This window comes from Blautia aquisgranensis (assembly GCF_040096615.1).
Classification (GTDB): Bacteria; Bacillota; Clostridia; order Lachnospirales; family Lachnospiraceae; genus Blautia_A; species Blautia_A aquisgranensis.
In genome coordinates this window covers 141,735-156,000 of the sequence record NZ_JBBMEJ010000009.1, presented here as the reverse complement: position 1 = coordinate 156,000, position 14,266 = coordinate 141,735, and the positions used below count along the sequence as shown (strand labels likewise).

At 45.0% G+C, this 14,266-nt stretch carries 10 protein-coding genes; 8 read left to right on the top strand and 2 right to left on the bottom strand.

Translation table 11 applies throughout. From position 1 onward, the window contains the following. Window positions 1-214: 214 nt before the first annotated feature. Together WMO28_RS09285 and WMO28_RS09280 are read left to right on the top strand one after the other, a co-directional pair. Window positions 215-772, top strand: a complete 558-nt coding sequence (locus tag WMO28_RS09285) for a phosphatase PAP2 family protein (RefSeq protein WP_178642514.1) — start codon at window positions 215-217, stop codon at window positions 770-772. A gap of 196 nt (window positions 773-968) precedes the next feature. Beyond that, window positions 969-2,162 (top strand): pyridoxal phosphate-dependent aminotransferase, encoded by a 1,194-nt coding sequence (locus WMO28_RS09280; protein WP_349056764.1) that lies wholly within the window; start codon window positions 969-971, stop codon window positions 2,160-2,162. A 204-nt stretch (window positions 2,163-2,366) separates the two neighbouring features. Here WMO28_RS09280 and adhE read toward each other — a convergent pair whose 3' ends face one another. After that, complete coding sequence (adhE, locus tag WMO28_RS09275) at window positions 2,367-5,003, bottom strand: bifunctional acetaldehyde-CoA/alcohol dehydrogenase (protein ID WP_349056762.1); 2,637 nt, start codon at window positions 5,001-5,003, stop codon at window positions 2,367-2,369. Between the two features lie 760 nt (window positions 5,004-5,763). Next, window positions 5,764-7,596 carry a translational GTPase TypA gene (gene typA / locus WMO28_RS09270; protein ID WP_178642222.1) on the bottom strand — a complete coding sequence of 611 codons (1,833 nt, stop codon included), beginning with the start codon at window positions 7,594-7,596 and terminating at the stop codon, window positions 5,764-5,766. A 203-nt stretch (window positions 7,597-7,799) separates the two neighbouring features. Here typA and WMO28_RS09265 point away from each other — a divergent pair, with 203 nt between their 5' ends. From WMO28_RS09265 to WMO28_RS09240, 6 genes are all read left to right on the top strand, one after another. Further along, entirely contained in the window at window positions 7,800-8,426 is a 627-nt protein-coding gene (locus WMO28_RS09265) for a single-stranded DNA-binding protein (RefSeq protein ID WP_178642195.1), read from the top strand. A gap of 152 nt (window positions 8,427-8,578) precedes the next feature. Continuing rightward, on the top strand, window positions 8,579-9,085 hold the full coding sequence (locus WMO28_RS09260) for a cob(I)yrinic acid a,c-diamide adenosyltransferase (RefSeq protein ID WP_178642198.1): 507 nt from the start codon (window positions 8,579-8,581) through the stop codon (window positions 9,083-9,085). A gap of 36 nt (window positions 9,086-9,121) precedes the next feature. Further along, entirely contained in the window at window positions 9,122-10,015 is an 894-nt protein-coding gene (gene dapA, locus WMO28_RS09255; RefSeq protein WP_178642201.1) for a 4-hydroxy-tetrahydrodipicolinate synthase, read from the top strand. 14 nt (window positions 10,016-10,029) lie between these two features. Further along, the gene (gene dapB / locus WMO28_RS09250; protein ID WP_178642204.1) at window positions 10,030-10,785 is read left to right on the top strand and encodes a 4-hydroxy-tetrahydrodipicolinate reductase; all 756 of its coding nucleotides are present in this window, start codon (window positions 10,030-10,032) and stop codon (window positions 10,783-10,785) included. Between the two features lie 94 nt (window positions 10,786-10,879). Then, window positions 10,880-11,932, top strand: coding sequence for a LacI family DNA-binding transcriptional regulator (locus WMO28_RS09245; RefSeq protein ID WP_349056761.1), 1,053 nt, complete (start codon window positions 10,880-10,882; stop codon window positions 11,930-11,932). 306 nt (window positions 11,933-12,238) lie between these two features. Beyond that, window positions 12,239-14,185: a glycoside hydrolase family 127 protein gene (locus WMO28_RS09240; protein WP_349056760.1), complete on the top strand. Its 1,947-nt coding sequence runs from the start codon at window positions 12,239-12,241 to the stop codon at window positions 14,183-14,185. Window positions 14,186-14,266 lie beyond the last annotated feature (81 nt).

Below are 14,266 nucleotides of genomic sequence, written 5' to 3'. Positions count from 1 at the left end.
TCATGGACGCACCCTGAAAAGGCGGTATCCCGCCTTAATTCAGATGCTCTGGTAACTCAGTTGCCGAGTAGTTCACAAAATATTAATCAATTGTTTGACTTCTGTTTGTGAAAAAACAAAAAGAATACGGTATAATAATGCAAAACAGAACAGGCAGAGGAAATCTGGGCGTAATCTTCTGCCTGAAAAAATATAAAAAGTGGGGAAAGAGTATATGAACGCTTTTCTACAGCCAATACAACCTCTGGACGGGGAAATCCTGCTCCAGATCCAGCAGCATCTGCGGGTGGATCCGCTGACTGCAATTATGAAATTTTTTACATTTCTGGGAAACGGAGGGTGGTTCTGGATCGTATGCGTGATAGTACTTCTGTGTATTCCGAAAACAAGAACAACCGGATGTGCGGCGGCTTTGTCGCTGATCTTCGGATTTCTGGTGACGAATCTTCTTCTTAAAAATCTGGTGGCAAGACCGCGTCCGTTTGCAGAGATTGAAGCGTTAATTCCGCTGATAGCAAAGCCCACGGACTTTTCTTTTCCGTCTGGACATACAACGGCTTCCTTTGCGGTAGCGTTGGTCATGGTGCGGATGCTGCCGAAGAAGATCGGAGTACCGGCAGTTGCTGTGGCAGCACTGGTAGCTTTTTCCAGGCTGTATCTGGGTGTACATTATCCGACAGATGTGCTGGCAGGCTTACTGGTAGCAGCAATAGGAAGTTCATTATCTGTGTGGTTTATGAGGAAAAAATCTGAGACAAAATTAAAGTCTTAGTGAGCAGTTAGTCAGTTACTGATTGTAGAATATGAATTGCTGCAGCAGATGTTTTCAATGTGTGTAGTAATACTTACTTACGTTAAATAAATAAAGCATTGACATCTAAAGCTGTAAAGGGTTACACTTGATATAATAATCAGTAAATACTGAGAGGAAATTTACATAAATCTAAACAAAAGGAGCGATAACCACCATGATATCAGAAAAAATGAAACCCTATGTACAGAACAATTCCGCCATCCGCATGATGTTTGAGGAAGGCAACCGTCTTCGTGCGAAATACGGTGCAGATAAGGTATTCGATTTCAGTTTGGGAAATCCCAGCGTACCGGCTCCGGACAGTGTCCGTGAAGCGATCATTGAGATCACCAATAATACAGATCCTACAGTGCTTCATGGATATATGAGCAATGCCGGATTTGAGGATGTACGTCAGACAATCGCAGAATCCCTCAACAGACGTTTTGATACAAAATTTGCTGCAAAGAATCTGATTATGACAGTTGGTGCAGCAAGTGGATTGAACGTAATTCTGAAGACAATCCTCAATCCTGGGGAAGAAGTGATTGTTTTTGCGCCTTATTTCCTGGAATATGGTGCATATGTACGTAACTATGATGGTGTTCTTGTGGAAATCTCTCCGGATACGACAACCTTCCAGCCGAATCTTGCTGAATTTGAGCAGAAGATCACATCAAAGACGAGAGCTGTCATTGTCAACACGCCGCACAACCCGACAGGAGTTGTATATTCAGAAGAAACAATCAAAAAACTTTCCGCAATTCTGGAAGCAAAACAGAAGGAATTCGGTACCGTGATCTATCTGATCTCTGACGAACCGTATCGTGAACTGGTTTACGACGGAGTTGAGGTTCCATACCTTACGAAATATTATGACAACACAGTTGTAGGATACTCCTACAGTAAATCACTTTCTCTTCCTGGTGAGCGTATCGGATATCTGGTAATCCCGGATGAAGCAGACGGAAGTGCAGAGCTGATCACAGCAGCAACGATCGCCAACCGTACACTTGGCTGTGTCAATGCGCCGTCCCTGATCCAGAAGGTGGTTGCAAAATGCGTGGATGCTAAGACAGATGTGGCAGCTTATGACAAGAACCGTCTTGCTCTTTATAACGGACTGACAGAATGTGGCTTTGAATGCATCAAACCACAGGGCGCATTTTATCTCTTCGTGAAGTCTCCGGTTGCCGATGAAAAAGCCTTCTGCGAGGCCGGAAAGAAGTATAACATTCTTATGGTACCGGGAAGTTCTTTTGCATGCCCTGGTTATGTAAGACTTGCATACTGTGTATCCTATGATACGATTGTGAATTCTCTGCCTGAGTTTAAGAAACTTGCTGCAGAGTATGGCCTGAATAAATAATAGAATAAGCAATATAGCTGAGAAAAAGCATAAAAAAGATTCCTGCACAGTTTGAAGAATATGTTGGCAGAACATATTTATAAACTGGTGTCAGGAGTCTTTTTATGCTCTGGAAATTGTAATAGTATGAACGAATAAAAAGCCAGCCGGGAGTATCATAAGCTCCCGGCTGGCTTCATATAAAGGGGGTGTTCCACAGGTTATTTATTTAGCTTTTTTATCTTCTTTCTTTGGAGCTTCGCCGTAGTAAGCTTTGAGATAGATCTCTTTCAGCTCAGATACAAGCGGATATCTCGGGTTAGCGCCGGTGCACTGGTCATTGAAGGCCTGCTCGGACATCTCATCCAGAGTCTCCAGGAAGTATTTCTCATCTACGCCGTAGTCACGGATCGTCGGAAGGATCTCGATAGTTCTCATAAGTTCATCCAGCTTTGCAAGAAGCTTCTCGAATACTTCAGCATCGTCTTTGCCTGTAAGACCTACATAACGTCCAATCTCAGCATAACGTGCAAGTGTCTTTGGATACTGATACTGTGGGAAGGTACCCATCTTAGTAGGAACCTCGGCACTGTTATAACGCATAACATCCAGAAGAACTACTGCATTAGCGATACCGTGTGGCAGGTGATGGAAAGCACCAAGCTTATGAGCAAGAGAGTGGTTTACACCAAGGAAAGCATTGGCGAATGCAAGACCTGCCATGCAGGAAGCGTTAGCCATATGATCTCTGGCTTCTACATCATTGCCGTCTTTATATGCACGTGGCAGGTAGTCGAATACCAGTTTGACAGCCTTCAGCGCAAGTCCGTCTGTGTAGTCAGAAGCCATCATGGAAACATAAGCCTCGATCGCATGTGTCATAACATCGATACCGGAAGCACGAGTCAGTCCTTTTGGTGCACTCATCATATTGTTGGTATCTACGATCGCCATATCCGGAAGGAGCTCATAGTCAGCCAGCGGCCATTTTACGCCGGTATCCTGGTCTGTGATGATGGCGAACGGTGTAACCTCAGAACCTGTACCGGAAGAGGTCGGGATCGCTACGAAATAAGCTTTTTTGCCCATTTTCGGGAAAGTGTAGATTCTCTTACGGATATCCATGAAATCCATGGACATGTCGGAAAAGTCAGCATCCGGATTCTCGTAGAGCATCCACATAACCTTGCCGGCATCCATTGCGGAACCGCCGCCGAGAGCGATGATGCAGTCTGGCTCAAATGCTGTCATAGCTTTTGCACCTGCTTTTGCGGAAGCAAGAGATGGGTCCGGAGCAACATCGGAGAAGCATGTGTGTACAATGCCCATCTGGTCCAGCTTATCCTCGATCGGTTTGGTGTAACCATTCTTGTAGAGGAAAGAGTCTGTTACGATGAAGCAACGTTTTTTGCCCATAACAGTACCGAGCTCATCCAGAGCAACCGGCATGCAGCCTTTTTTGAAGTAAACCTTTTCCGGTGTTCTCATCCAGAGCATATTCTCTCTCCTTTCAGCAACGGTCTTAGTATTGAGAAGATGTTTCACACCAACGTTCTCGGATACGGAGTTTCCGCCCCAGGAACCGCAGCCAAGTGTGAGGGAAGGAGCAAGTTTGAAGTTGTAAAGGTCTCCGATACCACCCTGGGAAGAAGGTGTATTGATGAGGATACGGCAGGTCTTCATAGCGGCCTCGAATTTATCCATCTTCTCTGTCTCGTTTACATTGATGTAGAGAGAGGAGGTGTGTCCATATCCGCCATCAGCAACAAGGCGCTCAGCTTTTGCGATAGCATCGTCGAAGTTCTTGGCCTTGTACATGGCAAGTACAGGGGAAAGTTTCTCATGTGCGAATTCCTCGCTGATATCTACGGATTCAACCTCGCCGATAAGGATCTTGGTATCAGCCGGAACTTTAACACCGGCCATCTCAGCGATAGTAGCAGCTTTCTGTCCTACGATCTTGGCGTTCAGTGCGCCATTGATGATGATTGTCTTTCTGACTTTTTCGATCTCATCTTTCTTGAGGAAGTAGCAGCCTCTGTAGATGAATTCGTCTTTTACTTTTTTATAAATGCTCTCGAGAACAGTTACGGACTGCTCGGAAGCACAGATCATACCATTATCGAATGTCTTGGAATGAATGATGGAGTTAACCGCAAGACGGATATCTGCGCTGTCATCAATAATTACAGGAGTGTTTCCGGGTCCTACACCTACGGCTGGTTTACCGGAAGAGTAAGCGGCTTTAACCATTCCAGGACCACCGGTAGCAAGAATGATATCGGAATTCTGCATAACCATGTTGGTCAGCTCCAGGCTTGGAACATCGATCCAGCCGATGATTCCCTCTGGTGCGCCGGCAGCAACAGCTGCTTCGAGAACGACCTTCGCTGCTTCGATGGTGGATTTTTTCGCACGTGGATGTGGGCTGATGATGATAGCGTTTCGTGTTTTCAGTGAGATAAGAGATTTAAAGATTGCTGTAGAAGTCGGGTTGGTAGTCGGGATAACTGCTGCAACCAGTCCGATCGGCTCAAGGATCTTCTTGATTCCGTATGCTTTATCTTCTTCTACAACGCCACATGTCTGAGTATTCTTGTATGCATTGTAAACGTACTCTGCTGCGTAATGGTTCTTGATAACCTTGTCTTCCATGATTCCCATGCCGGTTTCTTCAACGGCCATTTTCGCAAGGGGAATACGCATCTTGTCAGCTGCGGTAGCAGCAGCCTTGAAGATCTTGTCGACCTGCTCCTGTGTGTAGGTAGCGAAGATCTTCTGTGCTTCTTTCATTGCAGCTATTTTCGCGGTCAGGGCTTCTGGAGTGTTGATGATGGTTGGGATAGTCTCTTTCTTTGCCATGTGGAATCCTCCTGTTATTCATATGATAATGAGTCTGTGGTGCTGTCGGCATATTTTTTTGTCAGCCGGCAGATGCTGCAGAGCTTTTTTGTGAGTCCCCGCACTGCGTTACTGATTCAATCTGATTGAATTTTCTGTTTTGATACTGATATAGTAACAAAATTCAGAAAAAAACGCAAATTCATGGAATTGCCGCTATGGGCAAAATGACGAATCCGAAAGTGTGGGAAAACACGGTAAAAGTTACTTTGCAGTAAACTGAACCTCTTGAAAATCCTTTCAAAAAAATCTTGAAATTCAGCACTATGCACAAAATACATGTTAATTATTTGTCAGTATTGACAATAAACACGCATACATATGAGGGACAGGCAAAAGATAAAACGCTTCAACTGAATAACAAACACACAATTATTCGGTTAAAATATTAACGTTAAACTTTTGTCAAGCGATCATGAACACATTATAGTTTAGCCTTTGCCAGACGTCAATAGAAAAATTCGATAAAAAATTAACAAAAATAATTCAAAAATTTGATAAATAATTCACAAAAACATCATATCGCGTTAAAGTGGAGAATTGAAACATAATATAAAAAAACTGCCACACAGGAAATCTCTTAATCTCCTGTATGACAGTTCATGTCTGATATAATGCAATGATTCATATACCGGAAGCAGAAGCATATGGCAAGAGAACCTTGTAATGTCTGCTTACTTCTGCAATATGAATTTTCAGCTGTACCAGCAGTGCCGGATTATCAGCTCTTACGGAAAGCAGCACGTTTTCTGTCTCTGGAATCCAGAATACGCTTACGGATACGAAGGCTTGTAGGTGTTACCTCAAGAAGCTCATCCTGGTCGATGAATTCGATGGCCTGCTCAAGACTTAAGATTCTTGGCGGAACAAGCTTCAATGCATCGTCAGCGGAAGAGGAACGGGTGTTGGTGAGGTGCTTTGTCTTGCAGACATTAAGCTCGATATCCTCAGCCTTACCGTTCTGTCCGATAACCATACCGCTGTAAACCTTCTCGCCAGGTCCTACGAAGAGTGTACCACGCTCCTGAGCGGAGAAAAGTCCGTAAGTAACAGTCTCGCCAGCCTCGAAAGCGATAAGAGAGCCCTGTTTACGGTATGGAAAATCTCCCTTGTATGGTGCATATCCGTCGAACATTGTGTTCAGGATACCGGTACCTTTGGTGGAAGTAAGGAACTCATTTCTGAATCCGATCAGTCCACGGGAAGGAATTGCGAACTCAAGCCGTACAGTACCATCGCTTGCCGTGCTCATGCCCTGGAGTTCACCTTTACGCTCGCTGAGCTTCTGGATGATCGTACCGGAAAATTCCTCCGGAACGTCAACATATGCGATTTCCATTGGCTCCAGTTTACGTCCACGTTCGTCTGTATGGTAAAGAACCTCCGGTTTGCTGACTGCAAACTCATATCCCTCACGACGCATGTTCTCAATAAGAACGGAGAGATGAAGCTCACCACGGCCGGAAACCTTGAAGCACTCAGTTGTCTCAGTATCTTCTACACGAAGGCTGACATCGGTGTTCAGCTCACGGTAGAGACGATCGCGAAGGTGACGGGAAGTGATATATTTACCTTCCTGTCCTGCCAGCGGGCTGTCGTTAACCAGGAAGTTCATGGACAGTGTCGGCTCGGAGATCTTCTGGAATGGAATTGCTTCCGGGTTGTCTCCTGCACAAAGTGTATCACCGATATGAATATCTGAAATACCGGAAATTGCTACGATAGCACCGATTGTTGCACTCTTGACCTCAACCTTGTTCAGACCGTCAAATTCATAAAGTTTGCTGATCTTTACGCGCTCATGTTTGTCAAGATCATGATGGTTCAGAAGTGTAAGGTCCTGGTTTACGGAAATGGTTCCGCGCTCAACCTTACCGATACCGATACGTCCTACATATTCGTTGTAGTCAATGGTGCTGATAAGAACCTGTGTATCTCCGTCCGGATCACCCTCCGGAGCCGGAATTGCTTCAAGGATGGTTTCAAAAAGCGGAGCCATATTCTCCGGCTTGTCGTTCAGGTTACGGACTGCATAGCCGGCTTTTGCGGAAGCATACAGGAATGGGCAGTCAAGCTGCTCATCAGATGCATCCAGATCCATAAGAAGCTCCAGAACTTCGTCAACAACCTCTTCCGGACGTGCTTCCGGACGGTCGATCTTGTTGATGCAGACAATAACATGCAGATCCAGTTCGAGAGCTTTACGAAGTACAAACTTAGTCTGAGGCATGGCACCCTCGAAGGCGTCCACAAGAAGAATAACGCCGTCTACCATCTTCAGCACACGCTCTACCTCGCCGCCGAAGTCCGCATGACCTGGAGTATCGATGATATTGATTTTTACATCCTTATAATGAACTGCGGTGTTTTTGGAGAGAATCGTAATGCCGCGCTCACGCTCAATATCGTTGGAGTCCATGACACGTTCCTGGACTTCCTGGTTTGCACGGAAAACACCGCTCTGTTTCAAAAGCTCGTCAACGAGTGTAGTTTTACCGTGATCGACATGGGCGATAATGGCCACGTTACGAACATCTTCACGCTTGGTCTTCATATAATCAAAATCCTTTCTTTCCATATATAAGTAATCTTTTTGTTAAAAACGATGTCCAAATTTATAGTCTATCATATTTTCGGAAGATTACAAGAGATAAAAAAATATTTTTGATTTTTGATTTTTCAGACATAATACGGAATACGGGCTCATAAACTTTCTGTATAAATGAAATACACCGCGAGGAAGGAGAGCTACATATTATGGCAGATAAAATTATTGAAAACAATCAGGTATCGGTTATGGGACGCATCGCAACAGGTTTTACTTTCAGCCATCAGGTCTTTGGAGAAGGCTTCTATATGATGGATATTCTGGTAAAACGTCTCAGCGATTCCGAGGACAGGATTCCGGTCATGGTCTCCGAACGTCTGCTGGATATCACGCAGGATTATGTAGGAGAATACATTGAGATCCATGGACAGTTCCGGTCTTATAACCGCCATGAGGAAAAAAGAAACAGGCTGGTGCTTTCTGTTTTTGCGAGGGAAGTGCAGTTTGTGGGAGAGGAAGAGGATTCAGCACCTGTAAACCAGATTTTTCTGGATGGTTACATATGTAAACCGCCTGTATACAGAAAAACTCCTCTCGGAAGAGAGATCGCAGATCTTCTGATGGCTGTAAACCGTCCATATGGAAAATCAGATTACATACCCTGCATATGCTGGGGAAGAAATGCCAGATATGCTTCTGCTTTTGAGGTTGGCGGTCATGTGCTGATCTGGGGCAGGATCCAGAGCAGGGAATATATGAAGCGGCTCAGTGAAACAGAGACGGAAAAAAGGATCGCTTATGAGGTTTCCGTGAGCAAGCTGGAATATGTGGAATGATTTCTGTGTATGGCAAAGTGCATCGCCGGTCATGGAGTGAGCTGTATTGGAGCGGCAAGGTACCACTTGCATTTCTATCCAATCTGCGGTAATATAAAAAAAATTGAAAAAATGGGGAATTACCGGTTTTACTAACAGTAAGAGGAAGAATCATGGAAAGAGAAATAACAGAGGTTTATTACGGGAACGGGAAGGGTAAGACAACACTGGCACTTGGCCAGGGTCTGCGCTTTGCAGCACAGGGAAAAAGTGTGATCATCATACAGTTTCTGAAAGGCAAGGAGCGCAGGGAGCTGGACTTTCTTGAGGACCTGGATAATCTTGATTTCAAGATTTTCCGTTTCGAGAAAATGGACACCTGCTATAATGACCTGAATGAGCAGGAGAAGGCAGAAGAGAGAACCAATATTCTCAATGGCCTTAATTTTGCACGGAAGGTAATTGCTACCGGAGAGTGTGATTTTCTGCTGCTGGATGAGATCCTCGGTCTTATGGATAAAGGAATCGCTCCAGTTGAGACGATCATCGATATGCTTAAGCAGAAGGATGAAAGTATGCACATAGTTATGACCGGACGGTGGCTTCCGGAGGCTCTGAAGCCATATGTGGACAGCGTTACCACACTGACAACAGAGATAACGGACCAGGAACGGGAATAAGAAATATTTTTACAGAAGAAATAAGGAGGAAGACAAATGGCAATTTTTAAAGGGGCAGGCGTTGCGATCGTAACACCGATGCACGAAGACGGTAAGGTAAATTATGAGAAACTTGAGGAGCTTCTGGAGGAGCAGATCGCCAACAGCACAGATGCCATCATTATCTGCGGAACAACAGGCGAGTCTTCTACTCTGACTCATGGAGAGCATCTTCAGACGATCAAGTTTGCAATCGATAAAGTCAACAAACGTGTGCCTGTAATCGCAGGAACAGGTTCTAATTGTACAGAGACAGCAGTCATGATGGCTAAGGAAGCTGCTTCCTATGGCGCAGATGCACTTCTTGTTGTAACACCTTACTACAATAAGGCTACACAGAAGGGTCTTATTGCTCATTACACAGCAATTGCCAATGCAGTTCCGGAAACTCCGATCATCATGTACAATGTTCCGAGCCGTACAGGCTGTAACATCCAGCCGGCTACAGCCGTTACACTTGCAAAGAATGTGAAAAATATCGTGGGAATCAAAGAAGCGACAGGAGATCTTTCCCAGATCGCAAAGATGATGTCCATGGCTGACGGAGCTCTTGAGCTTTATTCCGGAAACGATGACCAGGTAGTTCCGATCCTTTCTCTCGGCGGACTTGGAGTTATCTCCGTATTGTCCAACGTTGCACCGAAATACACACATGACATGGTTATGAAATTCCTTGACGGCGATACCAAGGGTGCAGCAGAATACCAGCTTAAGGCAATCCCGCTGATCAACGCGCTGTTCAGCGAGGTTAACCCAATCCCGGTAAAAACAGCCCTGAACCTTATGGGAAAGAACGTAGGACCACTTCGTATGCCACTCTGTGAGATGGAAGACACCACAAAAGCAGCACTTGCAAAAGCGCTTGAGGACTTCGGTATCAAGCTTGCCTAAAGGAGAAGAATACTATGGTAAAAATTATTATGCACGGCTGCAACGGACATATGGGCCAGGTGATCAGCGATATCGTGGAGAAAGATCCGGACGCTGAGATCGTGGCAGGTATCGACATTGCAGACCAGGGAAAAAACAGCTATCCGGTATTTACAGACATTGATACATGTCAGGTAGAGGCAGATGCGATCATCGACTTCTCCTCTGCAAAAGCAACAGACAAGCTTCTTGCGTACAGCGTAGAGCGCCAGATTCCGGTGGTTCTGTGCAGCACAGGCTTAAGCGAGGAGCAGCTTGCAAAGGTTGAAGAAGCTTCCAAGAAAGTAGCAGTACTGAAATCTGCAAACATGTCTCTTGGTATCAACACACTTCTGAAACTGGTCCAGGACGCAGCCAAGGTTCTTGCGGCAGCAGGTTTTGACATGGAGATCGTGGAGAAGCATCATCGTCTGAAATTAGACGCGCCGAGCGGTACAGCTCTTGCACTGGCTGACAGCCTGAATGAGGCTATGGATAACCAGTATCATTATGTATATGACCGCAGCCAGAGACGTGAGCAGCGTGACGACAAGGAAATCGGTATCTCTGCAGTCCGTGGCGGAACGATCGTAGGTGAGCACGAGGTGATCTTTGCAGGTCAGGACGAGGTCATTGAGTTTAAGCATACAGCATACTCCAAGGCAATTTTCGGAAAAGGTGCTGTAGAGGCAGCGAAATTCCTTGCAGGCAAGCCGGCAGGACGTTATGATATGAGTGACGTGATCGGCTGATCCAGCTGATAATATATGGACGTGGGGAACACGTCATTACATAGGACCGGGGTTCGCAGAAGCGGAGCCCGGTTTTTTGAAAAAGAGGTGAAAAATGGTCACCATTAAAGAAATAGCGAAACGTTGTAATGTTTCTATTGCCACAGTGTCCAATATTATAAACGGAAAGCCTAATGTGGGCAGAGAAACCAGGGAAAAAGTACTTAAGACAATAGAAGAGCTGAACTACACACCCAATTATATTGCGAAAAACCTTAAAACAAGACGATCAAAAACGATTGGTGTTGTTGTGGAGGACATCACGGCATTCTGTGCACCGGATATTGTAGACGGAATCACGAAATGCTGCGAGGAAAAAGGCTATCATATTCTGCTGACGAATCTCCGGCTTTATCGGAAATTCGGTGAAAGCTATTATGAAAACGAGAAGTTTTTTCCGATGATCCAGAAAGAAATAAAGGAGCTTATTGCGAAGCAGGTGGATGGTATTGTCTATGTGACCACACATGAGAGAGTGCTTAAGTGCTTTCCGAAAGAACTGAACGTTCCGGCAGTTATGGCTTATGGCTATACAAGATCTCCGAAATATCCATCGATCGTGGTAGATGACCGGAAAGGTGCGGCAGAGGTGATCCGGTATCTGTTTTCCATGGGGCACAGAAGAATTGGAATTGTCAGCGGACCGGTCAGGAGTCTTCATACCAGAGAACGTCTGCTGGGAGTGCAGGACATATTTACAGAGCAGGGAATCCCTTTTGAAAAAAAATGCGTGGTTGAAGGTGACTGGAGGCGTGGGAGTGGATACCGTGGGACGGATTCTCTTCTGGAACAGAAGGTTACGGCAATCTTCTGCATGAGTGATATTATGGCAGGCGGTGTTTATGACAGACTGGGCGAACTGGGTTTGATCCCGGGAAAGGATATCTCCGTTGCCGGTTTTGATGACCGGGAGCTTTCTACATATTATAAACCGCCACTTACGACCACAGCACTGCCGCTTTTTGAGATTGGCTATACAGCCTGTGAACATGCGATCCGGAAGATAGAAGGCAGTGACTGCGGGGAGGTGCCGGAAGAGCTTCTTGAGATAGCCAGGAGCTGCAGCCTGACAGTGCGTGACTCAGTGAAGGATATTCGGATTCAGTGATGGGGAGTAAGTTTTGTACAAAAAAAGATAGCTGAATTTGTAAGAAATTTATAAAGTTAAACGTTTTATTAATGAGATATTGACGGTGAAATTTAAACGTGGTATAAGAAAGATAACGAAATAAAATAAGACATTACGGAAAAGCAGAGATTGTTTTTCCGTAAATATTTACCCTTTAAGTTAAACGTTTAACTAAAGAAAGTAAGCTATCTGCGAAGTAGAAAAAAGTAATAATAAGAAGAGGGTGCTTATCTGATTTAGTTAAACTGCGAAACAGTTATTTGTTTATGCAGGAGGAAAAAAAATATGGGAAGAGCAGCAAATTCAAGTATTGATCTGAAAAACATCCACATCACAGACAGTTTCTGGAACAAATACGTACATCTGGTAAAGGATGTGATCATTCCATACCAGTGGGACATTTTAAATGACCGTCTGGAGGACGTGGAGACCAGTCACTGTATTGAGAACTTCAAAATTGCAGCAGGAGAAAGCGAAGGCGAATTCCAGGGAGCCGTTTTTCAGGATACGGATGTTGCCAAATGGCTGGAAGCGGTTGGTTTTGCGCTGAGCTGGGAGCGGGATGAGAAGCTGGAAGCACTTGCAGACGAGACAATCGACCTGATCGGACGGGCACAGCAGCCGGACGGATACCTGAACACTTATTTTACGATCAAGGAACCGGGACTTCGCTGGACGAATCTTATGGAAGGTCATGAGCTTTATACAGCCGGGCATATGATCGAGGCTGCAGTGGCATACTACGAAGCAACCGGAAAGAAGAAATTTCTGGATATCGTCTCCAGATTTGCTGATCTGATCTGTGACACCTTCGGAGCAGAGGAGGGCAAGATTCACGGTTATCCGGGGCATCAGGAAATCGAGCTTGCACTTGTGAAGCTTTATCGCGTAACGGGAACACGTAAATATCTGGAGCTTGCGAAATATTTCATTGATGCCCGCGGCGAGGGTGAAAACTATTTTCTGAATGAAGAAAAGAAACCTGCATTTAAGCGGATCTTCCCGGATTTTCATGATTATAACCCGGCGTATTCCCAGTCACATCAGCCTGTAAGAAAGCAGAAAACAGCAGAAGGTCATGCGGTTCGTGCCAATTATATGTATTCTGCAATGGCAGATCTGGCCTGCGAATATGAGGATGACAGACTGAAAGCGGCATGTGAGAACCTGTGGGACAATATGGTGCACAAAAGAATGTATATTACAGGAAGTGTCGGTTCATCCGGAATTCTGGAGCGTTTTACAACGGATTATGATTTGCCCAATGCCAGCAACTATTCAGAAACCTGTGCATCGATCGCACTTGCCATGTTCGGAAAGAGAATGGCAGATATGGAAAAAGATGCTTCTTATATGGATGCAGTGGAGAGGGCTTTGTACAACACGGTTCTTTCTGGAATCGCCATGGATGGAAAAAGCTTTTTCTACGTAAATCCACTGGAGGTATGGCCTGCAAACTGTATTCCGAGGACTTCCATGGAGCATGTGAAGCCTGTAAGACAGAAATGGTTTGGGGTTGCTTGCTGTCCTCCGAACATTACAAGAACCCTGGCATCACTTGGACAATATGTTTATTTCCAGGAAAAAGATCAGATTTATGTAAACTTATATATTGCAAATGAGACAGAGGTTCAGATCGGCGGAAATCCATTTAAGATCACTCTGGAAGGTAATTTCCCATGGGAAAATAATCTGCGGTTCACAGTGGATGGAGAGTGTGAATCAGAGGGTATGATCGCATTTCGTGTGCCATCCTATGCGAAAAATTTTTGTATTTTACATAACGGCCAGAAGGTTGAGATAAAAACGGAAAAAGGTTATGCGAAGATTGCCGGAAAATTTTCTCATGAAATTTTTGAGATCAGCTTTGAGGCACCGGCAGTATTTGTACATGCAAATCCGCAGGTAAGAGCGGACGCAGCAAAAACTGCTGTAGTAAAAGGTCCTCTTGTGTATTGCCTTGAGGAAGCTGACAATGGAGATGACCTTTCTGCACTCCTGATCGATACAGCACAGACACCGGAGGAGATTTATGATGACCAGCTTCTGGGAGGCTGCAGCGTGGTTCATATTTCCGGAAGAAAAATTTCCGGTGAGGGATGGAATGAGCATGTTCTGTATCAGGAAAAGCCGGTCAGCCTTGAAGATGTGAAGCTGACGCTGGTGCCATATTGCTACTGGGGCAACCGCAAGGCAGGAGAGATGCTTGTGTGGATGAAGGAGAGCCTGTAAAAAAATTTTGCTGTTTTTTCATAAGTGATTTTTTCCAGCTTTTTCCGGGATAGAACACCGGAAAAAAGGCCATATTATGAG